The sequence below is a fragment of the Pseudomonas sp. NPDC087336 genome (genome assembly GCF_044744285.1).
In the GTDB taxonomy this organism is placed as follows: domain Bacteria; phylum Pseudomonadota; class Gammaproteobacteria; order Pseudomonadales; family Pseudomonadaceae; genus Aquipseudomonas.
This window is the reverse complement of sequence record NZ_JBIUYA010000014.1, coordinates 26,135-50,449: the sequence shown is the minus strand read 5'-3', so window position 1 is coordinate 50,449 and position 24,315 is coordinate 26,135. Positions and strand designations below refer to the sequence as shown.

Below are 24,315 nucleotides of genomic sequence, written 5' to 3'. Positions count from 1 at the left end.
ACTACTCGCAACCCGCGACCAATACCAGTGCAACGATAACCACTCCCATTAACCACGTACACACCCCTCAAGGACGGGGTATAAATAGGTAACACCCCGCCCCACTCACGGGCAACCCAATGCTTCAACGCACCATAAAAGTGCAACAGTTGCACTACAAAAATGCCGCGCAAACGGTCAAATGCGTCAACTTTTATACAAATGCGACATTAAGGTACGTTCGTGCCACTGTTTAACGCTTGTAGTCGCTCTGGATCTTGCATTGGGTATGGCCCCTGCATAAGTATCCGCAGGCACGACTCACGAGGTCGTCCTCAAAATCAAAAAATGACAACAAATCATGAGGCCACCATGCTTAAACACGCGGTCATTCCGTTTTTAGTCGGCGCCAGCCTGTTGGCTAGTGCACCGTTCGCTCAAGCTGCGACTAACCTGGTGTTCTGCTCCGAAGGGAGCCCGGCCGGTTTCGATCCAGGTCAATACACCACCGGAACCGACTTCGACGCCTCTGCCGAAACCATGTTCAACCGCCTGACCCAGTTCGAGCGCGGCGGTACCGCCGTCATTCCTGGGCTGGCGACCAGCTGGGACGTCTCCGATGACGGCCTGACCTACACCTTCCACCTGCGCGAAGGCGTCAAGTTCCACACCACCCCGTATTTCAAGCCGACTCGTGAGTTCAACGCCGACGACGTTCTGTTCACCTTCAATCGCATGATTAACAAGGATGACCCGTTCCGCAAAGCGTACCCGACCGAATTCCCGTACTTCACCGACATGGGGATGGACACCAACATCACCAAGATCGATAAAGTCGACGACAAAACCGTCAAGTTCAGCCTCAAAGACGTTGATGCCGCGTTCATCCAGAACATGGCCATGAGCTTCGCCTCGATCCAGTCCGCCGAATACGCAGCCCAGTTGCTGAAAGAAGGCAAGGCCGCCGACATTAACCAGAAGCCGGTCGGCACCGGTCCGTTCGTGTTCAAGAGCTACCAGAAAGACTCCAACATCCGCTACACCGGGAACAAGGACTACTGGAAGCCGGACGACGTCAAGATCGACAACCTGATCTTCGCCATCACCACCGACCCATCGGTACGTATCCAGAAGCTGAAGAAGAACGAGTGCCAGGTCACCCTGTTCCCTCGTCCGGCCGACCTGAAAGCGCTGCGCGAAGACAAGACCCTGAAGCTGCCTGACCAGGCGGGTTTCAACCTGGGCTACATCGCCTACAACGTGATGGACAAGGTCAAGGGCAGCAACGAGCCAAACCCGCTGGCCCAACTGAAAGTGCGTCAGGCACTGGACATGGCGGTCAACAAGCAACAGATCATCGACTCGGTGTACCAGGGCGCTGGCCAACTGGCCGTCAACGCCATGCCGCCGACCCAGTGGTCCTACGACACCACCATCAAGGATGCGCCGTACAACCCTGAGAAAGCCAAGGAGCTGCTCAAGGAAGCCGGCGTCAAAGAGGGCACCGAAATCGTTCTCTGGGCCATGCCGGTACAGCGTCCGTATAACCCGAACGCCAAGCTGATGGCCGAAATGCTGCAGTCCGACTGGGCGAAAGTCGGTCTCAAGGTCAAGATCCAGAGCTACGAGTGGGGCGAGTACATCAAGCGCTCCAAAGGCGGCGAGAACCAGGCGATGCTGATTGGCTGGAGCGGCGACAATGGTGATCCCGACAACTGGCTGAACGTGCTGTTCGGTTGCGACTCGCTGGAAGGCAACAACTTCTCGAAATGGTGCTACAAGCCGTTTGACGACATCGTCAAGCAAGCCAAGCGCACTTCGGATCAAGGCAAGCGCACCGAGCTGTACAAACAGGCGCAACACATCCTTAAAGATCAGACGCCAATGACACCTATCGCTCACTCGACGGTGTTCCAACCCATGCGCGCCAATGTGCAGGACTTCAAGATCAGCCCGTTTGGCTTGAACTCCTTCTACGGCGTCAGCGTCAGCAAATAAGGTTTGGTAACGGCGACGTTCATGACGTCGCCGTTACTCTGCCTACCGAGAAAGCAGGAAATTACCTACATCCAAATCGCCCGCTAACTACAGCAGAGCGCTAGGACGCGTCGTCTTTTCCCACAAGTCTTTCGGACTTTTCGTATTTACTGCCGGACCCACGGTACATACCGTCGGGATCTGACCAGCTAATGCGTGGGTCCTCGGTTTTTTTTTTGCTGCACGCCATGGCTGGAAACCAGTGAAGCCTCCCCGTCTGCGCACGGGACGAAGGCTCATTGTCACAACACTGAACAAGAGAGAGCGTCATGCGCCATACCTTGGTTTTATCCGCATTGCTGGGCACTGGCCTCTTGGCCGCCACGTCCATGAGCCAGGCCGCCCCCAACAGCCTGGTGTTCTGCTCCGAAGGCAGCCCCGCCGGCTTCGACACCGCGCAGTACACCACCGCGACCGATAACGACGCTGCCGAACCGCTGTACAACCGCCTGGCAGAGTTTGAAAAAGGCTCGACCAATGTCGTACCTGGCCTGGCCACCAGCTGGGATATTTCCGAGGACGGCCTCACATACACCTTTCACCTGCGCCCGGGAGTGAAGTTTCATACAACCAAGTACTTCACACCGACTCGCGACTTCAACGCCGATGACGTGCTGTTCACGTTCAATCGCATGCTCGACCCGCAACAACCCTTTCGTAAGGCTTACCCGACCGAGTTCCCGTATTTCAACGGGATGAGCCTGAACAAGAACATCGCCAAGGTCGAAAAGACCGGGCCGCTGACCGTGGTCATGACACTCAACAGCGTCGACGCCGCGTTCATCCAGAACATCGCCATGAGCTTCGCCGCGATCCTCTCTGCCGAGTACGCCGACAAGCTGCTGGCCGAAGGCAAGCCGAGCGACATCAACCAGAAGCCCATCGGCACCGGGCCGTTCGTGTTCAAGAGCTACCAGAAAGACTCGAACATCCGTTACACCGGCAACAAGCACTACTGGGACCCGAGCCGGGTCAAGCTCGACAACCTGATTTTCGCCATCAACACCGACGCCTCGGTGCGCGTGCAGAAGCTCAAGGCCAATGAGTGCCAGATCACCTTGCACCCGCGCCCCGCCGACGTGACCGCGCTGAAGAACGATCCTGCGCTGCAGTTGATCGAAAAGCCCGGTTTCAACCTGGGCTACATCGCCTATAACGTGCGTCACAAGCCATTCGACCAGCTCGAAGTGCGCCAGGCGCTGGACATGGCGGTGAACAAGCAAGGCATTCTCAACGCCGTTTACCAGGGCGCAGGGCAACTGGCGGTCAACGCCATGCCGCCGACCCAATGGTCCTACGATGACACTATCAAGGACGCCGCCTACAACCCGGAAAAAGCCAAGGAACTGCTCAAGGCTGCCGGCGTGAAGGAAGGCACCGAAATCACCCTGTGGGCCATGCCCGTACAGCGTCCCTACAACCCCAACGCCAAGTTGATGGCCGAAATGCTCCAGGCTGACTGGGCGAAGATCGGCCTCAAGGTCAAGATCGTCAGCTACGAATGGGGCGAGTACATCAAGCGCACCAAGAATGGCGAGCACGACATCAGCCTGATCGGCTGGACCGGTGACAACGGTGACCCGGACAACTGGCTCGGCACGCTGTACAGCTGCGATGCCATCGGTGGCAACAACTACTCCATGTGGTGTGATCCGGCTTACGACAAGCTGATCAAGCAGGCCAAGGTCGTGACCGACCGCGACCAGCGCACCCTGCTCTACAAACAGGCGCAGCAGTACCTCAAGCAGCAGGTACCGATCACGCCGGTCGCCCACTCAACGGTCAACCAGCCGTTGAGCGCCAAAATCGAAGGGTTCAAGGTCAGCCCTTTCGGTCGCAACGTTTTCTCGGGTGTCAGCATCGAAAAATAAAACCGTGTAGCTGAAAACGCTGGGGGCGCATTGCGCCCTCACGCAAGCGTATTGCCGTAATTCGCCAATCCGGCCTCCAGCAAACGTTTGCTATGCGTGAAAGAGTTCCAAAACAAATAGCCGAACCACCAAAAAAGGCCGGCATTAATAATAGAAAGTAAGGAGCTTCACCCATGAAACTGAGCAGCACCGCGATACTGGCCTTGGCCATCAGCAGTATCACCGCCACGGCGTACGCTGAAACTCAGAGCCAGGCGTACACCCCGGTTACCGTAAATGAAAAAAGCGCCCAGAGCGAAGCCACCGGTTTCCTCGAAGGCCAGTCGATCAGCGGCACGACCCGTAACTGGTACGCCAACGAACAACTCAAGCGTGGCGCCAATTTCTCCTACAAGAAAGATGGCGTATCGACCCCGACTGACCGTCGCATCAACTGGGTTCAGGGCACGATCGTCAAGTACAACTCGGGCTTCACCGAAGGTAATGTCGGTTTCAGCACGGAAGTGGCGGCCTACAACGCCATCGCCCTGGACCAGGACCGCAAGGACCTGGCGTCCAACAACGGCGGCGCACCGGGCACTCGCCCAGGCGCTGGCAACAACCGTACCCTGACCGAAGAAGGCGGCGACGCCGTTGGCCAGTGGAGCAAGCTGGGCCTGGCCAACGTCAAGGCGCGTATCTCCAACACCACCCTGACCGCCGGTCGTCAGAACTTCAGCAGCCCGATGGTCGACGTCATCGGTAACCGTGCGCTGCCTTCGAGCTTCCAGGGTGTGGCAATCCACAGCGAAGAGCTGAACAACCTGGCGTTCGACCTGGCCACCTTCGATCGCAACTCGCCGCGTACCGAACAAAGCCAACGCAAATTCCGCACCGAATACGCCAACGGCATCGTTGAATCCGATCACGTCTACACCGGCGGTATCACCTACACCCCGTTCGCCAGCCTGACTACCAGCCTCTGGGCCACCCAGGCCGAGGACATCTGGAACCAGTACTACTTCGGCGCCACCCACGTACTGGGCGACAGCCAGGTACTGAGCCTGACCACCGGCCTGAACTACTACAAAACCCAGGAAGAAGGCAAAGCGCTGATCGGCGACATCGACAACGACACCTACTCCCTGTCGTTCGGCCTGACCCACCAGGCCCACAGCCTGACTTTCTCGTACCAGGAAGTGAACGGTAACGAGTACTTCGACTACCTGCACGAAACCAACGGCATCTACCTGGCCAACTCCCTGCTGTCGGACTTCAACGGCCCGAACGAGAAGTCGTTCCAGGTTGCCTACGGCCTGAACATGGCCGAATACGGCGTACCAGGCCTGAAGTTCAACATCTACCAGGCGCGCGGCTGGGGTATCGACGGCACTCACTACACCGGCAACAAAGGTGTAGCCGGCAAGGGCTACGACGGCATTCAGGAACAGGACGGCGAACACCATTACGAATATGGTATCGGTGCTACCTACGCCGTACAGAGCGGCCCGTTCAAGGCCACCACTGTTCGCGCAACCTATACCGCTCACCGCGCCAGCGAATTCCAGGCTGACGGCAGCATCAACGAGTTCCGTCTCGTGACCACTGTTCCGTTCAACATCCTGTAATGCACCGGCCGCACGGCTGATTCAACAACGAATCAGTCGTTCGGCTTTTGTCTTTCAACCGATTGCAGAGGGTTCTTGATGAAAATGCTTCCCCTACGTGCGGCCATCGCGGCCGCCTTGCTGAGTGTCGCGTTGGGTGTATCGGCCAAGCCGCTGGTGGTCTGCACCGAAGCCAGCCCCGAAGGCTTCGACATGGTCCAGTACACGACTGCAGTCACAGCCGACGCGGTGGCCGAAACCATCTTCAATCGCCTGGCGGACTTCAAGCCCGGGACCACTGATGTGATTCCGGCACTGGCCGAATCCTGGGACATCAGTGAGGACGGCCTGACCTACACCTTCCACCTGCGCAAAGGCGTCAAGTTTCACACCACTGAATACTTCAAGCCTACCCGCGACATGAATGCCGACGACGTGGTCTGGAGCTTCCAGCGGCAGCTGGACCCGAACCACCCATGGCACAAACTGTCGAGCGTGGGCTTCCCGTACTTTGAAAGCATGGGCTTCAAGGAACTGCTGAAAAACGTCGAAAAAGTCGACGACAACACGGTCAAGTTCACCCTGACCCGCCGCGAAGCGCCGTTTTTGGCTGACATCGCCATGGCGTTCTCCTCGATCTACCCTGCCGAATACGCCGACCAGCTGCTCAAGGCCAACAAGACCGGCGACCTGAACAGCAAGCCGATCGGCACCGGTCCGTTTGTCTTCCAGCGTTACAACAAGGACGCTCAGGTCCGCTTCAAGGCCAACCCGGACTATTTCCGTGGCAAGCCGCCGGCTGATTCGCTGATCCTGGCCATCGCCACCGACAACAACGTGCGCCTGCAGAAGCTCAAGGCCAACGAATGCCAGGTCGCGCTGTACCCGAAACCGGACGACATCCCGAGCATCAAGAAAGACACCAAGCTGAAGGTCGATGAACTGAACGCGATGACCGTCGCGTACATCGCCATCAACACCCAGCACAAATACCTGAGTGACGTGCGCGTACGTAAAGCCATCGACATCGCCTTCGACAAGGAAGCGGCCGTCAACGCGCTGTTCGGCAAAGGCAATGCGACCGCGGCGGTCAACCCGTTCCCGGACACCCTGCTGGGCTACAACCACGACCTGAAGAACCCGCCCCGCGACCTGGACAAGGCCCGCGCCCTGCTCAAGGAAGCCGGCGTACCGGAAGGTACCGTGTTCACCCTGTTCACCCGCAACGGCGGTGGCGCGACCAACCCCAACCCGATGCTCGGCGCACAGATGATGCAGGCCGACCTGGCCAAGGTGGGGATCAAGATCGACATCCGCGTGATGGAATGGGGCGAAATGCTCAAACGCGCGAAAAATGGCGAGCACGATATGGTTTCCGCCGGATGGGCGGGTGATAACGGCGACCCGGATAACTTCCTGACGCCTATGCTCAGTTGCGAGGCGGCGAAGAACGGCGAAAACTACGCTCGCTGGTGCAATGATAAATTCCAGGCCCTGCTTGACCAGGCCCGGGAAAAAACCGACCCGGCCGAGCGTGCAGCACTGTACGAACAGGCACAGGTTATCTTTAACCAGGACCAGCCATGGATCAGCCTGGCGCACACAAGAATGTTCACTGCAATGCGTAACAACGTAGAGGGCTACCAAATTAGCCCGCTCACCACCAATAACTTCGCCACCACCCAGGTGAAGTAGATAAGAAACTCCCGGCATTCCTGACCCAGGCATGCCGGGCACGCCTAACCGGCTGATGAGGTACACCTTACGATGTTTAGTTTTATTGCCCGCCGACTGGGGTTACTGATCCCCACGTTCTTCGGCATCACCTTGCTGACTTTCGCATTGATTCGCATGATCCCTGGCGACCCCGTGGAAGTCATGATGGGCGAACGCAGAGTCGACCCGGAAATGCACGCTCAGGCAATGGAACGCCTAGGTCTGAACAAACCCCTGTATGCCCAGTACCTGGATTACATCGGCAAACTGGCCCACGGCGATCTCGGGGAATCCCTGCGTACCCGTGAAAGTGTCTGGAACGAGTTCACCTCCCTATTCCCCGCGACCCTGGAACTGTCCATGGCCGCCCTGTTGTTCGCCGGTATCCTGGGCCTGCTGGCCGGGGTGATCGCGGCACTCAAGCGAGGGTCCCTGTTCGACCATGGGGTGATGGGTGTCTCCCTGGCGGGATACTCGATGCCGATCTTCTGGTGGGGCCTGATCCTGATCATGTTCTTCTCGGTCTCCCTGGGCTGGACTCCGGTGTCCGGGCGGATCGACCTGCTCTATGACATCGAGCCGCGCACCGGCTTCATGCTGATCGACACGCTGCTGGCCGATGACGTCGGCGCGTTCGTCGATGCCCTGCACCACCTGATCCTGCCGGCCATCGTGCTCGGCACCATCCCGCTGGCGGTGATCGCGCGGATGACCCGTTCGTCGATGCTTGAAGTGCTGCGTGAAGACTACATCCGTACCGCCAAGGCCAAGGGCCTGTCGCCGTCGCGCGTGGTGTTCGTGCACGGCCTGCGTAACGCGCTGATCCCGGTGCTGACCGTGGTCGGCCTGCAAGTCGGCACCCTGCTGGCCGGTGCGGTCCTGACCGAAACCATCTTCTCCTGGCCGGGCATCGGCAAATGGCTGATCGAAGCCATCGGCGCCCGTGACTACCCGGTCGTACAAAACGGCATCCTGTTAATCGCCTGCCTGGTGATTCTGGTCAACTTCGTAGTGGACATCCTCTACGGCTTTGCCAACCCACGCATCCGTCATCAGCGCTGAGGTCAAAACCCATGAGCACTCCAACATCCTCAGTAGCCACCGCCACCTCCGCCGTGGATCAAAGCCTGCTGTACCCATCGCCGTACAAAGAATTCTGGCAAGCGTTTTCCAAGAACAAAGGTGCCGTTGCCGGCCTGATGTTCATGCTGCTGGTGATTTTCTGCGCCATCTTCGCCCCCTGGGTTGCACCCCATGACCCAAGCGAGCAGTACCGCGACTTCCTGCTGACCCCGCCAGCCTGGCTGGAAGGTGGGCAGATCCAGTTCTTGCTGGGTACCGATGAACTGGGCCGCGACCTGCTGTCGCGCCTGATCCAGGGTTCGCGCCTGTCGCTGCTGATCGGTTTGTCATCGGTGGTGATGTCGCTGATCCCGGGGATTCTGCTGGGCCTGTTCGCCGGCTTCTTCCCCAAAGCGGTCGGCCCGACCATCATGCGCCTGATGGACATCATGCTGGCCCTGCCGTCCCTGCTGCTGGCCGTGGCGATCGTCGCCATCCTCGGCCCTGGCCTGATCAACACCGTGATCGCCATCGCCGTGGTGTCCCTGCCGTCCTATGTTCGCCTGACCCGCGCCGCGGTCATGGGCGAGCTGAACCGCGACTACGTGACCGCCGCGCGCCTGGCCGGTGCCGGCCTGCCACGCCTGATGTTCGTGACCGTACTGCCCAACTGCATGGCGCCGCTGATCGTCCAGGCAACCTTGAGTTTTTCGTCTGCGATTCTCGATGCCGCCGCCCTGGGCTTCCTCGGCCTTGGCGTACAACCGCCAACCCCCGAGTGGGGCACCATGCTGGCCTCGGCCCGCGACTACATCGAACGCGCCTGGTGGGTCGTCAGCCTGCCTGGCCTGACCATTTTGCTCAGCGTGCTGGCAATCAACTTGATGGGTGACGGCCTGCGCGATGCGCTGGACCCGAAACTCAAGAACGCCGCCTGAGGAGATTCCAATGTCACTGCTAGAAATCAAGAATCTCAACGTTCGCTTTGGCGACAAGAACGCAACGCCTGTGGTCGATGGCCTCGACCTGAAAGTCGACAAGGGCGAAGTGCTGGCCATCGTTGGCGAGTCGGGTTCGGGTAAATCCGTGACCATGATGGCGCTGATGGGCCTGATCGAACATCCAGGCATCGTCACCGCCGACTCGCTCAGCTTTGACGGCAAGGACATGCTCAAGCTCAACAATCGCCAGCGTCGGCAGATCGTCGGTAAAGACCTGTCCATGGTCTTCCAGGATCCGATGACCGCGCTGAACCCGAGCTACACCGTTGGTTTCCAGATCGAGGAAGTGCTGCGCCTGCACCTGAAAATGTCTGGCAAGCAAGCACGTAAACGCGCCATCGAACTGTTGGAAAAAGTGGAAATCCCGGGCGCCGCCAGCCGTATGGACGCCTACCCGCATCAACTGTCCGGCGGCATGAGCCAGCGTGTTGCGATCGCCATGGCGATTGCCGGCGAACCGAAACTGCTGATCGCCGACGAACCGACCACAGCACTCGACGTGACTATCCAGGCACAGATCATGGACCTGCTGCTGGCGTTGCAGAAAGAGCAGAACATGGGCCTGGTGCTGATCACCCACGACCTCGCGGTGGTGGCCGAAACTGCCCAGCGCGTGTGCGTGATGTACGCCGGCCAGGCGGTCGAAGTTGGCCAGGTGCCGCAACTGTTCGACATCCCGGCCCACCCGTACAGCGAAGCGCTGCTCAAGGCGATTCCGGAACACAGCCTGGGTGCCTCGCGCCTGTCGACCCTGCCGGGCATTGTCCCCGGTCGCTACGACCGTCCGCAGGGCTGCCTGTTGTCGCCGCGCTGCCCATACGTGCAGGACAACTGCCGCGTGCAGCGTCCAGCCCTTGATCCGAAAAGCAACAGCCTCGCCCGCTGCTTCTACCCGCTGAACCAGGAGGTGGCGTAATGGCCGTCGTTCTTACCGCCCGCGACCTGACCCGTCATTACGAAGTGTCCCGTGGCCTGTTCAAGGGGCATGCCACCGTACGTGCCCTCAACGGTGTGTCGTTCGAACTGGAAGCCGGCAAGACCCTCGCCGTGGTGGGTGAGTCGGGCTGCGGCAAATCCACCCTGGCCCGTGCCCTGACCCTGATCGAAGAACCGTCCTCCGGCTCCCTGAAAATCGCCGGCCAGGAAGTCGCCGGTGCCGACAAGGCCCAGCGCAAGCAACTGCGCAAAGACGTGCAGATGGTGTTCCAGAGCCCGTACGCGTCGCTGAACCCACGGCAGAAAATCGGTGATCAGCTGGCCGAACCGCTGTTGATCAACACCAACCTGTCGGCCACCGAACGTCGCGAGAAAGTCCAGGCGATGATGAAGCAGGTGGGCTTGCGTCCTGAGCACTACCAGCGCTATCCGCACATGTTCTCCGGCGGCCAGCGCCAGCGGATCGCCCTGGCTCGCGCGATGATGCTGCAACCGAAAGTGCTGGTGGCGGACGAACCGACCTCGGCGCTGGACGTGTCGATCCAGGCGCAGGTGCTGAACCTGTTCATGGACCTGCAGCAAGAGTTCAACACCGCCTACGTGTTCATCTCCCACAACCTGGCGGTGGTGCAACATGTCGCCGATGACGTGATGGTGATGTACCTCGGCCGCCCGGTGGAAATCGGTCCGAAGAACGATATCTACGAGCGCCCCCTGCACCCGTACACCCAGGCGCTCCTGTCGGCCACCCCGACCATTCACCCGGACCCCAACAAGCCGAAAATCAAGATCGTCGGCGAGTTGCCCAACCCGCTGAACCCGCCACCGGGCTGCGCTTTCCACAAGCGTTGCCCGTATGCGACCGAGCGCTGCAAAACCGAAGAGCCAGCCCTGCGCCCTCTCGATAACCGGCAGGTGGCTTGCCACTACGCCGAGCAGTTTCTCGACGGCGCGGCGTAACGGAATGTGGGAGCGAACCTGCTCCCACAAGTGATACAGGCCCCCTTCCTCAGGACTGCGCATCAGTCCGGTGGAGGGGGTTTTCTTTTGTTTGCGATTTAATAGCGGCAATCGCCTTGTTACCGACATGCCGGTGACAAAAGCGGAGTCATCGGCAGCATCGCCGAACCAGGTTAACTATATGGTAAGAATAATTTTCACAGTGTCCGAGTACCCGGAAGGCTTGCCGTCAAGAACCTGTTGAACAGTTAACTGGAACGGCCCAATGAAGAGCAGTTCGGGTTTAGCGTTTATTGTCCATGTTCCATCTGGCTGCACCGTTCCTGTGCCATGAAGATCAACACCAGAGCCTGCCTTATATAAATTGACCTTGGCGCCCGGAGCACAGTTATTACCAGACACTACTACTTCAGTCCTTTTAACATAAGCATTCGGCAACGGCTTTAGAATGACAGGCGCTTTCAAGTCGGAGTAGAGGTAATTAATATTAACAATGTTCGACCAACCGGAGACTAGTTGTCGAAAAGTTTGCCTTGCAGTTATAGCTACTGGGAAGGAGGACACATATTCTGAAAGCGTATCGCGCCAGGTACCGTCTGAATTCACGGTAGTCTGACAAACCACCATTGAATGATCTGCGGTTTTCACGACAATGTTGGCGCCGGCCACACCGATCCCTGACACCTCTGGATTTTTTATTGTTACAACTTCATTGTCGACAGGTTTTAGAATTGTCGGATCGCCGAGTTCAGCCATTAACAAATCGCCCGAATAAGCCCAATTGCTCCAGGAGGGCCATTTATAGTAATCAACTTTAAAGTAGAACGCTTCTCCTTGGGGGATGACATCATATGGCACATCAAGATAAACACTAACTCCAAAAGCCTTAAATTCCCTGACCAGCTTATCGCCTTGCATGATATGTATTCGCCAATCAGTTTTTGCTGAAAGATACTCGCCGGCGATAATTTGAAATCCAGGAGAAACGGTTGAATTGGGCTTGGGCGCTTTGATAGTCGGGGCATCCCATAACGGATTCTGAGGTTCGTCATTATCCTGCGTGATAATTTCATCTGCCATGATTAGGGCCTTCTCGGTCAGTGATGGACATCTGTTGGTTCGTTACAAACCAAATAGACCAGACCCGATAATGAAAACCTAGCTGTTAAAAATGACAGTTCAGATAAACGGTACGCCTACTTATCAACGAGCGCCCGCCCCATGTAGTTTGCCCATTCCTCGACGGCGCAGCTTAAATAATGTGGGAGCGAGCCTGCTCGCGAAGACGTCTTCTCAGTCAAAATAGCTGGTGACTGAAGGACTGCTTTCGCGAGCAGGCTCGCTCCCACAGAGGATCTCCTTACCGCTTCCTAAGGCCTGCACACTGAGCTGGTAAAAGGGGTTTATTTTTCCTGCAATTTACGTCTGGCTATCACCCTCGTCGGCGTCATCGGAGTCCGGCTCATCGGTGGTCGAGTCATCGTCACCCGCACTACCGCCCTGCCCCTTGTCGCCCGGTTCCGATTCGGACTTGGCGATCATCAGATCACCATGGGTTCCCTGCCCGCTGGACGCCTGGCTTTCGTGATCCTCGCACTCGGCCCAGACCGCCGAACTGCCGAGGGCCAGCATGACCAAAACCTTCAACAGCAACACAATGCGTAGCAACCTGTTCATAGCCGAATCCATCCTTTCGTAGAGTGCCTGTCTTGGCGCTGATTAAATCTAGTTGCGATCAGCCCGATTCTCCAGATAGGACGCTAACGACTGGGCGGAAATGCCATGAATGTAGAGACTGGATTTGAATAAGGGTTATACCCAAACCCACTAACAACAATGCCCCCTGTGGGAGCGAGCTTGCTCGCGATAGCGGACTAACTGTCAGCATCACTGTTGAATGACAGACCGTCATCGCGAGCAAGCTCGCTCCCACAGGGCCCATCGCTGGCCAAAAAAAACCCCGAAGCTTTCGCGTCGGGGTTTCTGGATTAAGTTAACGCTTAGTGATGCTCACGCGTCGCACGGAATTTCACGTCCGGCCAGCGTTCTTCCATCAGTGCCAGGTTGACCCGGGTCGGCGCGAGGTAGGTCAGGTGACCGCCGCCGTCCAGTGCCAGGTTTTCCACGGCCTTGTTGGAGAATTCCTCAAGCTTCTTCTTGTCGCTGCATTCGATCCAGCGCGCGGAGTACACGGTGATTGGCTCGTAGGAGCACTCGACCTTGTATTCCTCTTTCAGGCGGCTGGCGACCACGTCGAACTGCAGCACACCGACGGCGCCGAGGATGATGTCGTTGCTGCGCTCGGGGAAGAACACCTGGGTCGCGCCTTCTTCGGCCAATTGTTGCAGGCCCTGGCGCAGTTGCTTGGATTTCAACGGGTCACGCAGGCGTACGCGGCGGAACAGTTCCGGGGCGAAGTGCGGGATACCGGTGAAGCCCAGGACTTCGCCTTCGGTGAAGGTGTCGCCGATCTGGATGGTGCCGTGGTTGTGCAGGCCGATGATGTCACCGGCGAACGCTTCTTCCAGTTGCTCACGCTCGGAGGAGAAGAAGGTCAGCGCATCGCCGATCCGCACGTCCTTGCCGGTGCGCACGTGGCGCATCTTCATGCCTTTTTCGTACTTGCCGGAGCAGATCCGCATGAAGGCGATACGGTCGCGGTGCTTGGGGTCCATGTTCGCCTGGATCTTGAAGATGAAGCCTGAGAACTTCTCTTCCACCGGTTCCACGGTGCGCTCGTTGGCCACCCGTGCCAGCGGGCGCGGCGCCCAATCAACGACGGCGTCGAGGACGTGGTCAACACCGAAGTTACCCAGGGCGGTACCGAAGAACACCGGGGTCAGCTGGCCGTCTAGGAATTCCTGCTGGTTGAACTCGTGGCAGGCACCCTGCACCAGTTCCAGCTGCTCGATGAAACGCTCGTACTCGTCACCCAGGTGGGCACGGGCTTCAGCGGAATCGAGCTTCTCGATGATCTTGGTTTCGGTGCGCTCGTGGCCGTGACCGGCGGTGTAGACGATGATGTAGTCGTCGGCCAGGTGGTACACACCCTTGAAGTCGCGGTAGCACCCGATCGGCCAGGTGATCGGCGCGGCCTTGATCTTGAGGACCGCTTCGATTTCGTCGAGCAGTTCGATCGGGTCGCGGATGTCACGGTCGAGTTTGTTGATGAAGCTGACGATCGGCGTATCGCGCAGACGGCAGACGTCCATCAGGGCGATGGTCCGTGGCTCAACGCCCTTACCGCCGTCGAGGACCATCAACGCCGAGTCCACTGCCGTCAGGGTGCGGTAGGTGTCTTCGGAGAAGTCTTCGTGGCCCGGGGTGTCGAGCAGGTTGATCATGTGCTCGCGATACGGGAACTGCATGACCGACGTGGTAATGGAAATACCCCGTTGTTTTTCCATTTCCATCCAGTCGGAGGTGGCATGGCGGTCGGATTTACGAGATTTCACCGTACCGGCTACCGCAATCGCCTTGCCCATCAGCAGGAGCTTCTCGGTGATGGTGGTCTTACCGGCATCGGGGTGGGAAATAATGGCGAAAGTGCGGCGTTTCGCGACTTCGGCGGCCTGTTTGGTCATGGGAAATCGCCTGGCAGGTGATTCAAAAAAGGGCGCAGATTATAGCCCAAGTTGAGTCAATAACCGAACCGTTGAGCACATCAGGGGTGGCCAAATGCTGCCTTAGATGGGAACCTTTTAAAGCACGGAGACGTCCACTCCCCCGTAACGACCACTCGTCGGGGGCCTGAAACACCCGCCATTCAGCCTGACGAGGCTGTGCTCATGGTTCGTTTGCATGCTGTTTTACCAGCATCTGACGAGCTGCTTCTCGCGAACGTTTTCCGGCAGCCAGGCATGGCATGCCACACGGAATTGCGTTCGCCGACGGAAAAAAAAGGAGTCCGCCTGTGGCTATTCGCTATGGCAAAGGGCTGACAGGAGGCGCGCTGGTAATCGCCCTTCTGGCCCTGCTGGTCCACTGGATCGGCATCAACACGATCGAACACTACCGCGACGATTTGTTGTTTTACCTGCAAGCTCATCTGATTCTCGTCCTCGCTTCCATGCTGGCCGCCCTCGTTGTGGGCATCCCCGCCGGCATCTTCCTCAGCCGCCCGACCATGGTGGGCCGCGCTGAGCGCTTCATGCAGCTCTTCAACATCGGCAACACCGTGCCACCTCTCGCCGTACTGGCCATTGCCCTGGGCGTCCTCGGCATCGGCAGCGGCCCCGCGATCTTCGCCCTCTTCCTCGCTTCATTGTTGCCGATCGTGCGCAACACCTACGAAGGCCTGAAAAACGTCCAGGGTTCGCTCAAGGAAGCGGCCGTCGGCATCGGCATGACCCCGTCTCAAGTGCTGTGGCGGGTCGAACTGCCAAACGCCATGCCGATCATCGTCGGCGGTGTGCGCGTGGCATTGGCGATCAACGTCGGCACGGCACCCCTGGCGTTCCTGATCGGCGCCAACAGCCTGGGCAGCCTGATTTTCCCTGGCATCGCCCTGAACAACCAGCCGCAACTGCTGCTGGGCGCGGCCTGCACCGCCCTGCTGGCCTTGTTGCTCGACGCTCTGGTGACACTCGCCAGCCGTCTCTGGCTAGAACGCGGTTTGCGCCCGTCTTAAGCCTCGGCAAAGGAATTATCATGAAGACATCAAGCTTTTTACTAGGCTGCGTCCTGCTGTTCGCAGGATTTGCCCAAGCCGCGGATAAACCGCTGATCCGCATCGGCGCCCGGGTGTTCACCGAACAGACGCTGCTGGCGGAAATCACTTCCCAGTACCTGCGCACCAAGGGTTATGACGTACAAGTAACCGGCGGTCTGGGCAGCAATCTGGCCCGCAGCGCCCACGAAAGCGGGCAATTGGACATGCTCTGGGAATACACCGGCGTGTCGCTGGTGGCCTACAACCATGTCAGCGAAAAACTCGACAGCCAACAGTCCTACGCCCGAGTGAAAGAACTCGACGGGAAAAAAGGCCTGGTCTGGCTGACTCCGTCGAAATTCAGCAACACCTATGCCTTGGCCTTGCCCAAAAACGTCGCCGACCAGTACCCGCAGATCAACACCATCAGCGAGCTGAACGAAGTGCTGCGCCAGGAAGCCGGGACCAACAATCTGGTAGCGCTCGACACCGAGTTCGCCAATCGCTCGGACGGGCTCGACGGCATGGTGCAGCTGTACGACATGAACCTGACCCGCAAGAACATCCGGCAGATGGACGCAGGCCTGGTCTACACCGCCCTGCGCAACGGCCAGGTGTTTGCCGGCCTGGTCTACACCACCGACGGTCGCTTGAACGCCTTCAAGCTCAAATTGCTGGAAGACGACAGGCATTACTTCCCCGACTACACCGCAGCGCCCGTGGTTCGCCAGGCCTACCTCGATGCGCATCCGCAACTGGCCGAACAGCTCAAGCCACTGGCTGAACTGTTCGACGACAACACCATGCGCGAGCTCAACGCGCGGGTGGATGTCGATCACCAGAGTCCTTCAGCCGTTGCCGCGGATTTCCTGCGCCAACACCCATTGAACTGAAGAAGGAAGACTCATGGAACTCTTCAACGCCTTTTCCCATCTCGACTGGCAGCAGGTGCTCCAGCTGACCGGGCAACACATCACCCTGGTCGGCATCGCCGTGACCCTGGCGATTGTGGTTGGCGTGCCGCTGGGGGTGCTGATGACGCGCTTCCCCAGTCTCGCCGGCCCCCTGCAAGCCAGCGCCACGGTGCTGCTGACCGTGCCGTCGATTGCGCTGTTTGGCCTGCTGCTGCCGTTCTACTCGAAATTCGGCCAGGGCCTGGGGCCGATGCCGGCGATCACCGCGGTTTTTCTCTACTCGCTGTTGCCGATCATGCGTAACACCTACCTGGCCCTGACCAATGTCGAGCCTGGCATCCGCGAAGCCGCTCGCGGTATCGGCATGACCTTCGGCCAGCGCCTGCACATGGTCGAATTGCCCATCGCCGTGCCGGTGATCCTCGCCGGCGTGCGCACCGCCGTGGTCATGAACATCGGTGTCATGACGATTGCCGCCACCATTGGCGCCGGTGGCCTCGGTGTACTCATCCTCGCTTCCATCAGCCGCAGCGACATGTCGATGCTGATCGTCGGCGCCCTGCTGGTCAGCCTGCTGGCCATCTTCGCCGACCTGCTTCTGCAATGGCTGCAACGCTCGCTGACTCCAAAAGGACTGCTCAAATGATCGAACTTCAAAACCTCAGCAAGACCTTCCAAAGCAACGGCAAAGATGTGAAAGCCGTGGACTCGGTAAGCCTGACCGTCAATGAAGGCGAGATTTGCGTGTTCCTCGGGCCTTCGGGCTGCGGCAAAAGCACCACGCTGAAGATGATCAATCGCCTGATCAAACCGACCTCGGGCAAGATCCTGATCAATGGCGAGGACACCACCGGTCTCGACGCAGTGACCCTGCGCCGTAACATCGGTTATGTGATCCAGCAGATCGGCCTGTTCCCCAACATGACCATTGAAGAGAACATCGTGGTGGTACCCAAGCTGCTGGGCTGGGACAAACAGAAATGCCACGATCGCGCCCGCGAGTTGATGAGCATGATCAAGCTCGAACCCAAGCAATACCTGCATCGCTACCCTCGGGAACTGTCCGGCGGCCAGCAACAGCGTATCGGCGTGATTCGCGCGCTGGCCGCCGATGCACCGCTGTTGCTGATGGACGAACCGTTCGGCGCGGTCGACCCGATCAACCGCGAGATGATCCAGAACGAGTTCTTCGAGATGCAGCGGGCGCTGAACAAGACCGTGATCATGGTCAGCCATGACATCGACGAAGCCATCAAGCTCGGCGACAAGATCGCGATTTTCCGCGCCGGCAAACTGCTGCAGATCGACCACCCGGATACCCTGCTGGCCCACCCGGCGGACGACTTCGTCAGCAACTTCGTCGGCCAGGACAGCACCCTCAAGCGCCTGCTGCTGGTCAAGGCCGAAGACGCCGCGGACAACGCGCCATCGGTCAGCCCGCAAACGCCGGTGGTCGAAGCGCTGGAATTGATGGATGAGCATGACCGGCGATACGTGGTGGTCACCTGCGCCGAGAACAAGGCCCTGGGTTATGTGCGCCGTCGCGACCTGCACCGTCAGGCCGGCACTTGCGGGCAATACTTGCGCGAGTTCAACGCCACGGCGGCGTATGACGAGCATTTGCGCATCCTGTTGTCGCGGATGTACGAGTTCAATCGCTCGTGGCTGCCGGTGATGGATGCCGAGCGGGTGTTCCTTGGGGAAGTGACGCAGGAGTCGATTGCCGAGTATCTGAGTTCCGGCAAGTCCCGTGGGGGCAGGACCAGCATCGTTTCGCCAGCAGAATCTGCGCTGGCCTGATCCCTCCTCACTGATCGTTCCCACGCTCCGCGTGGGAATGCCTCCCAGGACCCTCTGCGTCCGCCCTTTGAGACGCGGAGCGTCTCTTGATGCATTCCCGGCGGAGCGTGGGAACGATCATTCAGGGGAACATCACACCGTCACACAGGTCGGTTACATCAGTAGTTGTAAGGGACCGCACGACGGATGCGTGCAAAAACGCGACATTTTTTGTTGATCTCAAGCCCCTCACGCCCTAAAGTTCGCGCCGAACGTCCATGCTGGAAACGATCCATCCGGCTCAAGTACTGACGACGAGACAGCAAGGCCAAGGGAAAGCAGCGCTTCCCATGGCCTTTTTGCTTTCGGCGACATGCCTTGGGAAGTAGGCGAACCAAAGTGGGGATACGGAGGACGTTCATTTGCACCCATTGATAATTTCAGTTTGCCAGTAGGAGTTCCCAGCATGTCGATCCAGGTCGAAGACTATTTCGCGCGCGATACCTTTCAGAAAATGAAGGCGTTCGCCGACAAGCAAGAAACCCCGTTCGTGGTGATCGACACCGCGATGATCAGCCAGGCCTATGATGACCTGCGCGCCGGTTTCGAATTCGCCAAGGTCTACTACGCCGTCAAGGCCAACCCGGCCGTGGAAATCATCGACCTGCTCAAAGAGAAAGGCTCGAGCTTCGACATCGCCTCGATCTACGAGCTGGACAAAGTGCTGAGCCGCGGCGTCAGCGCCGATCAGATCAGCTACGGCAACACCATCAAGAAATCCAAGGACATCCGCTACTTCTACGAGAAGGGCGTGCGCCTGTATGCCACTGACTCCGAAGCCGACCTGCGCAACATTGCCAAGGCCGCACCGGGCGCGAAAGTCTACGTGCGCATCCTGACCGAAGGTTCAACCACCGCCGACTGGCCTCTGTCGCGCAAGTTCGGCTGCCAGACCGACATGGCCATGGACTTGCTGATCCTCGCCCGTGACCTGGGCCTGGTGCCATACGGCATCTCCTTCCACGTAGGCTCGCAGCAGCGCGACATCAGCGTCTGGGACGCCGCGATCGCCAAGGTCAAGGTGATCTTCGAACGCCTGAAGGAAGAAGACGGCATCGTGTTGAAGCTGATCAACATGGGCGGTGGCTTCCCGGCCAACTACATCACCCGCACCAACAGCCTGGAAACCTACGCTGAAGAAATCATCCGTTTCCTCAAGGAAGACTTCGGTGACGACCTGCCGGAAATCATCCTGGAGCCGGGCCGTTCGCTGATCGCCAACGCCGGCATCCTGGTCAGTGAAGTCGTGTTGGTCGCCCGTAAATCCCGTACCGCCGTCGAGCGTTGGGTGTATACGGACGTGGGCAAGTTCTCCGGCCTGATCGAAACCATGGACGAAGCCATCAAGTTCCCGATCTGGACCGAAAAGAAAGGCGAGATGGAAGAAGTCGTGATCGCCGGCCCAACCTGCGACAGCGCCGACATCATGTACGAAAACTACAAGTACGGCCTGCCACTGAACCTGGCCATCGGTGATCGCCTGTACTGGCTGTCGACTGGTGCGTACACCACCAGCTACAGCGCGGTCGAGTTCAATGGCTTCCCGCCGTTGAAATCTTTCTACGTGTAAACGCTGTACGCGGTAATCAAAAAGCCCATGACGAGTCATGGGCTTTTTTGTGCCTAATCGTTCCCACGCTCTGCGTGGGAATGCAGCCCGGGACGCTCCGCGTCCCATCAGAAGCCGAACGCGGAGCGTCCGAAGAGGCATTCCCACGCAGAGCGTGGGAACGATCTGTCTTCAGGTGTGCCTACAGTTCGGCGCAACGTTTGGCGTAGTCGTCGGCCATTGCGCGAATCCGGGGCTCGGTTGCGCCCATGAGCGCCTGGCTCGCCGCCCGAAGAAAGTTCAGATTGCCATTGGCCAATGCCTTGCGTAGCCAGCCCAATGCAGTATCGATACTCCCCTCTGCGGCCAATACCGCCGCAAAACTGAACTGCCCACGAAAATCCCCTCCCTCTGCCGAGCGCCGATACCAGTCCCGAGCCGCTTGGGGATCTGCCGGGCAAACACGCCCCTCTTCCAGATAGCGCCCCAGCAGGTTCATCGATTTCGCGTGGCCAAGCTCGGCAGCGCGGCGATACAGGTTCAACGCCGACGATTGATCCTCGGTCACCCCACGCCCGGTTGCCAGCAGATTGGCGTAGTTGTACATCGCCCAATCCAGCCCCGCTTGCACGGCGATTCGATAATGCCGAGCAGCCGCCGCTGCATCGGCCACACACCCCCAACCATGCTCATGACACCGCCCCAACATGTTGCGCGCCATCAGATGCCCTTGTCGGGCGGCGATGTCGAACCAGCGCAGCGCCAACGGTTGATCCTGGGCGATCCCTCGCCCGTCCAGCAGGATCTGCCCGAGCAACGCCTGGGCATCGACAACCCCTTCACGGGCCGCCATCAGAATCGCCTGTGCCGCACGCGCCGGGCTTTCATCGAGCATGGCCTTGAGGCGTTCACCGTCGAGCACTTCCTCGCGGCGCAATTGAAAACTCATACCTCGACCCAGCGGCGCAACAGGTTGTGATAGGTACCGGTCAGGCGAATCAGCGATGGGTGATCGGGCACGTCCTGGGTCAACTGCCGGATCGCCCCGTCCATTTCGAACAACAGCGCACGCTGGCTGTCTTCGCGCACCAGGCTCTGGGTCCAGAAAAACGAGGCGTAGCGCGTACCGCGGGTGACGGCGTTGACCTTGTGCAGGCTGGTACCGGGGTACAGCACCATGTCGCCAGCCGGTAATTTCACCCGTTGCGTACCGAAAGTGTCCTGGATTTCCAGCTCGCCGCCGTCGTAGTCCTCGGGCTCGCTGAAGAACAGCGTGGCCGAGAGGTCGGTGCGCACCCGTTCGATGCTGCCCTTGGGCTGACGCACGGCGTTGTCGATGTGAAAGTCGAAACTGCCGCCGGCCGTGTAACAGTTCAGCAACGGAGGAAACACCTTGTGCGGTAACGCCGCCGACATGAACTGCGGGTTTTTCCACAGTCGCTCCAGCATGGCCGCACCGATCTCCTTGGCCAGCGGATGACCTTCCGGCAACTGCAGATTGTGCTTAACCTTGGCCGACTGATAGCCGGCGGTGATCTTGCCATCGGCCCAATCGGCCTGTTGCAGAGCCTCGCGAATGCGCTGCACTTCTTCTTTTTCGAACAAGCCGGGAATGTGCAGCAGCATGGGGCAAGCACCAGAAAGCAAAGGGATGCCAATGGTATTGATTCTTATTGCCCGTGTAAAACCCGCTAGACGAACGAAACAGTAAAAACCGTAAGGTTAAATTGTAAAGAATGTAAATTCAGTGCGAATAGTAATTTTTCGCAATTGATACAAATACGTGTTTACCCTATATTCCGCCGCCTCAAATCCTTGGGGAGGGGAATAAAAATGTCACGTCAACACCCACAATTACCGGTCAGTTCACCGCGTCTGCTCGCTTCTGCAATTGGCGTGGCCATCACTGCCGGCTCTGCGGGCCACATGGTTTTCGCCGCTGAAAAAGCCGACGAGAAAGCGCCGAGCAACACGATTTCCCTGGGCGCTACCGCGATCACCGGCGAAACCCAGGACGCGACCTCCTACAACGTCGAAAAAGCCTCCTCGCCCAAGTACACCGCGCCACTGGTGGATACGCCGCGCTCGATCACCGTCATCCCGCAACAGGTCCTCAAGGACACCGGCGCCCTGAACATGCAGGACGCGCTGCGTACCGTGCCGGGCATCACCTTCGGTGCCGGTGAAGGCGGCAACCCCCAGGGCGACCGTCCGTTCATCCGCGGTTTCGATGCCCAGGGCGATACCTACCTGGACGGCGTGCGCGATACCGGTTCGCAGAGCCGCGAGATCTTCGCCGTAGAATCGATCGAAGTCAGCAAGGGCCCCAATTCGGCCATTGGCGGTCGCGGCGCTGCCGGCGGCAGCATCAACCTGGTGAGCAAGAAAGCACACCTGGGCGATTCCTTCGACGGTGGCTTTACCTGGGGTTCGGACCAGACCCAGCGCTACACCATGGACGGCAACTACCAGTTCTCCGACACCGTTGCCGGTCGTCTGAACCTGATGAGCCACGAAAGCAATGTCGCCGGCCGCGAAAGCGTCGACTACGACCGCTGGGGCGTCGCGCCATCGCTGGCCTTCGGCTTGGGCACCGACACCCGCGTCAACCTTGACTACTACCACCTGGAAAGCAACGACACGCCGGATTCGGGTATTCCCTACACCATCCCGGCCGGTGGCTCGGCTGCCCGTACCAAATCCAACCCGGACAAGCCCTACGCCGGCGGCGACAGCAGCAACTTCTACGGCCTGACCGATCGTGATTTCCGCAAGGGCCGTACCGACACCGCGACCATCGCCATCGAGCACGACCTGAACGACGCACTGACCGTCAAGAACACCTTGCGCCACGGCAGCAGCATGCAGGACTACATCCTGACCCAGCCGGACGACAGCAAGGGCAACGTCAACAACGGTACCGTGTGGCGTCGGGCCAACACCCGCGTCAGCAACACCGATACGACGACCAACCAGACCGACCTGTTTGGTGATGTCTACATCGCCGGCTTCAAGAACAGCTTCTCGACCGGTATCGAGTTGAGCCGCGAGGAAAGCAAGAAGTCCTCGTACACCGTCAACACCGACACTACGCCGGGTACCACCCCAGTCACCACCACCTGCAACCCGGCAATCATCGGCGCGCCAAGTGGCTACAACTGCACCTCGCTGTCGAACCCGAACCCGAACGATCCATGGAACGGTTCGATCAGCCGCAACTACGCTGGCACCGACACCAAGGCCAACACCTACGCACTGTATGTGTTCGACACCCTGGAGTTGTCCGAGCAGTGGCTGGTGAACATGGGCCTGCGCTACGACCATTTCGACACTGACTACAAGACCTACAACGCCGCCGGCACCACCACCTCCAAGGGCGATGATGTCAGCGAGTTCGTCACCGGCCAGTTCGGCGTGGTCTACAAGCCGGCGGAAAACGGCAGCATCTATGCGTCCTACGCGACTTCCGCCACACCACCGGGCAACACCCTTGGTGAAGGGCAGGAAGGCAACCCGCTGGGCGGCACTCCGGATCGCAACGGCAACCTGCTGAGCAGCGACATGGAACCGGAAACCACCAAGAACTACGAAATCGGTACCAAGTGGGACCTGCTCAACGATCGCTTGTCGCTGACTGCCGATATCTTCCGTACCGAGAAGGAAAACGCCCGCATCCAGGTCGATACATCCTCGTACGAAAACGCCGGCAAGACCCGTGTTCAGGGCATCGAGCTGTCGGCCACCGGCAAGATCACCGACAAGTGGCAAGTCTTCGCCGGCTACGCCTACATGGACAGCGAGCAGGTCGACGGTGGTCCGCTACCGGCCAACAAGGCCAACGACGGCAACGAACTGCCTAACACCCCGAAAAACAGCGCCAGCCTGTGGACGACCTACCAGGTCACGCCGAAGCTGACCATCGGTGGCGGTGCGTTCTATGTCGACGACGTATTCGGCAGCGTGGCCAACACCACCATGGTCAATGACTATGTGCGCTACGACGCCATGGCCGCCTACAAGCTGACCAAGAACATCGACCTGCAGCTGAACGTGCAGAACCTGACCGACGTCACCTACTACGACAAGGCGTTCTCCACCCACTTCGCCAACCAGGCGGCGGGCCGGACTGCCTTGCTGAGCACCAACTTCCACTTCTGATGGAAATGTGAAACCCAGGCCCCGTTCATCCAGGTGAACGGGGCTTTTGTGTGTAA

At 59.0% G+C, this 24,315-nt stretch carries 19 protein-coding genes; 14 read left to right on the top strand and 5 right to left on the bottom strand.

The window, feature by feature from the left end; all coding sequences use genetic code 11:
• The first annotated feature begins 351 nt into the window (after positions 1–351).
• The 8 genes from ACIO0C_RS15910 (at position 352) to ACIO0C_RS15875 (ending at position 11,148) form a co-directional block, all read left to right on the top strand.
• Positions 352–1,977 carry an ABC transporter substrate-binding protein gene (locus ACIO0C_RS15910; protein ID WP_401313620.1) on the top strand — a complete coding sequence of 542 codons (1,626 nt, stop codon included), beginning with the start codon at positions 352–354 and terminating at the stop codon, positions 1,975–1,977.
• Positions 1,978–2,285: 308 nt separating this feature from the next.
• Entirely contained in the window at positions 2,286–3,887 is a 1,602-nt protein-coding gene (locus tag ACIO0C_RS15905; protein WP_401313618.1) for an ABC transporter substrate-binding protein, read from the top strand.
• Positions 3,888–4,060: 173 nt separating this feature from the next.
• Positions 4,061–5,494 carry an OprD family porin gene (locus ACIO0C_RS15900; protein WP_401313616.1) on the top strand — a complete coding sequence of 478 codons (1,434 nt, stop codon included), beginning with the start codon at positions 4,061–4,063 and terminating at the stop codon, positions 5,492–5,494.
• Positions 5,495–5,572: 78 nt separating this feature from the next.
• Positions 5,573–7,168: an ABC transporter substrate-binding protein gene (locus ACIO0C_RS15895; protein WP_401313614.1), complete on the top strand. Its 1,596-nt coding sequence runs from the start codon at positions 5,573–5,575 to the stop codon at positions 7,166–7,168.
• 72 nt (positions 7,169–7,240) lie between these two features.
• Positions 7,241–8,251 (top strand): ABC transporter permease subunit, encoded by a 1,011-nt coding sequence (locus tag ACIO0C_RS15890; protein WP_104450921.1) that lies wholly within the window; start codon positions 7,241–7,243, stop codon positions 8,249–8,251.
• Between the two features lie 11 nt (positions 8,252–8,262).
• Positions 8,263–9,189, top strand: coding sequence for an ABC transporter permease subunit (locus ACIO0C_RS15885; protein ID WP_046820587.1), 927 nt, complete (start codon positions 8,263–8,265; stop codon positions 9,187–9,189).
• Positions 9,190–9,199: 10 nt separating this feature from the next.
• A complete protein-coding gene (locus ACIO0C_RS15880; protein WP_020796604.1) occupies positions 9,200–10,168 on the top strand; it encodes an ABC transporter ATP-binding protein in 969 nt (322 codons plus the stop codon).
• Complete coding sequence (locus ACIO0C_RS15875; RefSeq protein ID WP_008057467.1) at positions 10,168–11,148, top strand: peptide ABC transporter ATP-binding protein; 981 nt, start codon at positions 10,168–10,170, stop codon at positions 11,146–11,148. The genes ACIO0C_RS15880 and ACIO0C_RS15875 overlap by 1 nt, the downstream gene beginning before the upstream one ends.
• A gap of 177 nt (positions 11,149–11,325) precedes the next feature.
• On the opposite strand, the gene ACIO0C_RS15870 is transcribed toward ACIO0C_RS15875, so the two are convergent.
• The 3 genes from ACIO0C_RS15870 to ACIO0C_RS15860 all read right to left on the bottom strand — a co-directional run bounded on the left by ACIO0C_RS15870 (position 11,326) and on the right by ACIO0C_RS15860 (position 14,732).
• The gene (locus ACIO0C_RS15870) at positions 11,326–12,228 is read right to left on the bottom strand and encodes a hypothetical protein (RefSeq protein WP_401313611.1); all 903 of its coding nucleotides are present in this window, start codon (positions 12,226–12,228) and stop codon (positions 11,326–11,328) included.
• A gap of 339 nt (positions 12,229–12,567) precedes the next feature.
• On the bottom strand, positions 12,568–12,825 hold the full coding sequence (locus ACIO0C_RS15865) for a hypothetical protein (RefSeq protein ID WP_401313609.1): 258 nt from the start codon (positions 12,823–12,825) through the stop codon (positions 12,568–12,570).
• 323 nt (positions 12,826–13,148) lie between these two features.
• On the bottom strand, positions 13,149–14,732 hold the full coding sequence (locus ACIO0C_RS15860) for a peptide chain release factor 3 (protein WP_110746776.1): 1,584 nt from the start codon (positions 14,730–14,732) through the stop codon (positions 13,149–13,151).
• Positions 14,733–15,061: 329 nt separating this feature from the next.
• Between ACIO0C_RS15860 and ACIO0C_RS15855 the strand changes: the two genes are divergently transcribed.
• From ACIO0C_RS15855 to ACIO0C_RS15835, 5 genes are all read left to right on the top strand, one after another.
• Positions 15,062–15,778 carry an ABC transporter permease gene (locus tag ACIO0C_RS15855; RefSeq protein ID WP_401313606.1) on the top strand — a complete coding sequence of 239 codons (717 nt, stop codon included), beginning with the start codon at positions 15,062–15,064 and terminating at the stop codon, positions 15,776–15,778.
• 20 nt (positions 15,779–15,798) lie between these two features.
• Positions 15,799–16,692 carry a glycine betaine ABC transporter substrate-binding protein gene (locus ACIO0C_RS15850; protein WP_401313604.1) on the top strand — a complete coding sequence of 298 codons (894 nt, stop codon included), beginning with the start codon at positions 15,799–15,801 and terminating at the stop codon, positions 16,690–16,692.
• A 13-nt stretch (positions 16,693–16,705) separates the two neighbouring features.
• A complete protein-coding gene (locus ACIO0C_RS15845; RefSeq protein WP_401313602.1) occupies positions 16,706–17,359 on the top strand; it encodes an ABC transporter permease in 654 nt (217 codons plus the stop codon).
• Positions 17,356–18,513 carry a betaine/proline/choline family ABC transporter ATP-binding protein gene (locus ACIO0C_RS15840; RefSeq protein ID WP_401313600.1) on the top strand — a complete coding sequence of 386 codons (1,158 nt, stop codon included), beginning with the start codon at positions 17,356–17,358 and terminating at the stop codon, positions 18,511–18,513. Before ACIO0C_RS15845 ends, ACIO0C_RS15840 begins: the two co-directional genes overlap by 4 nt.
• Before the next feature lie 445 nt (positions 18,514–18,958).
• Complete coding sequence (locus ACIO0C_RS15835; protein WP_401313599.1) at positions 18,959–20,122, top strand: type III PLP-dependent enzyme; 1,164 nt, start codon at positions 18,959–18,961, stop codon at positions 20,120–20,122.
• A gap of 181 nt (positions 20,123–20,303) precedes the next feature.
• On the opposite strand, the gene ACIO0C_RS15830 is transcribed toward ACIO0C_RS15835, so the two are convergent.
• Both ACIO0C_RS15830 and ACIO0C_RS15825 read right to left on the bottom strand, forming a co-directional pair.
• Positions 20,304–21,050, bottom strand: coding sequence for a tetratricopeptide repeat protein (locus ACIO0C_RS15830; protein WP_401313597.1), 747 nt, complete (start codon positions 21,048–21,050; stop codon positions 20,304–20,306).
• Complete coding sequence (locus ACIO0C_RS15825; RefSeq protein ID WP_401313595.1) at positions 21,047–21,727, bottom strand: Fe2+-dependent dioxygenase; 681 nt, start codon at positions 21,725–21,727, stop codon at positions 21,047–21,049. The genes ACIO0C_RS15830 and ACIO0C_RS15825 overlap by 4 nt, the downstream gene beginning before the upstream one ends.
• 207 nt (positions 21,728–21,934) lie before the next feature.
• Between ACIO0C_RS15825 and ACIO0C_RS15820 the strand changes: the two genes are divergently transcribed.
• Positions 21,935–24,259, top strand: coding sequence for a TonB-dependent receptor (locus ACIO0C_RS15820; RefSeq protein ID WP_401313593.1), 2,325 nt, complete (start codon positions 21,935–21,937; stop codon positions 24,257–24,259).
• The last annotated feature ends 56 nt before the right edge of the window (positions 24,260–24,315 follow it).